The sequence below is a fragment of the Alcanivorax sp. HI0044 genome, assembly GCF_001634945.1.
On sequence record NZ_LWEZ01000444.1, the window covers coordinates 1 to 1,038 of the forward strand.

The window sequence follows — 1,038 nt, forward strand, 5'->3', positions numbered from 1 at the left end:
ACCATGGAAAATACGCCGAATGCCTTCCTGGTACTGGGCCCGAACGTTCTGGTGTATGACTCCTTTATCGGCCTGGCCGAGGCGCAGCTGGACTACATCATCGATGGCCTGAAGAAAGTGAAAAACAACGGCATTGGTAAAGTCACCATTCGCCCGGATGTGCTCAAGCAGCACAACGACAAGGTGCAGAAGCACCTGAAAAGCACGGTGTTCAACAGCGGTGGCTGCAAGAGCTACTACCTGGACCAGAACGGCCGCAACTTTGCCGCCTGGCCCTGGTCACTGGCTGAGCTGAAGAAAAAGCTGAGTGCCTTTGAGCTGGATGACTATGAAGTGACGTACCTCAATGAAGAGGTGCTGCGCAAGGCATCCTGACAAGATGGTACGGGTAAAAAGAAAACGCACGGTCTTCGGGCCGTGCGTTTTTTGTGCCTGGAAACGATGCGGTTGTGGTGTCGGATTACGGCTTACAGGCTCTCTGTGCCCTTGGGTAAATCCGACCTACAAAAACCTCGCATTCTTATTCGTAGGTCGTGTTAGGGCGTAGCCGTAACCCGACATCTTGGTTTCAATGCATGGCCTGCCCGAGCTTTTCCAGATACTGGCGCATGCCGCTGAGTAGCGGTTCGTCCAGTTGTTCGGTTTGCGCCTGCATGTGATTGAGCCATTGTCCCTGGTGGTCGTTGTGGTGCCACTGGTGGTAGCAATACACGTGCAGCAGGAAAGCCTGCAGGAAGGCGGGTTTTTCCAGGTCTTCCTCGTTGGCCAGCGGAATGCGCGGGAACAGTTCGTGGAGCTTGCGGGCAAAGGCGCCGGAGGCCATGCCGATCTGTTGGCCCTGGGGGTTATGCACCGGGGTGCTCAGGTAGCCGCAACTGGGCGAGCGGGCTTTCAGCACAAAACCACTCAACGGTTGTGCAGGGTGGCGGCCACATTCTCCAGGGGGTCGGGGTGAGCATACGGGAGCGGGTACACGCCACGTACCGGTAGTTGGACGGCGAGGTGAACCACCTGAATGGGCGGGCGCGGCACCGGCAA

Annotated in this window: 1 protein-coding gene and 1 pseudogene; one reads left to right on the forward strand and one right to left on the reverse strand. The window is 57.2% G+C overall.

The features are described 5' to 3' along the window. A pseudogene (locus A3730_RS05420) lies at nucleotides 1-375 on the forward strand (cyclohexanone monooxygenase); the annotation flags it as partial. A gap of 193 nt (nucleotides 376-568) precedes the next feature. On the opposite strand, the gene A3730_RS05425 reads toward A3730_RS05420, so the two are convergent. Continuing rightward, nucleotides 569-898, reverse strand: a complete 330-nt coding sequence (locus A3730_RS05425; RefSeq protein ID WP_231883856.1) for a DUF523 domain-containing protein — start codon at nucleotides 896-898, stop codon at nucleotides 569-571. Nucleotides 899-1,038: the final 140 nt, after the last annotated feature.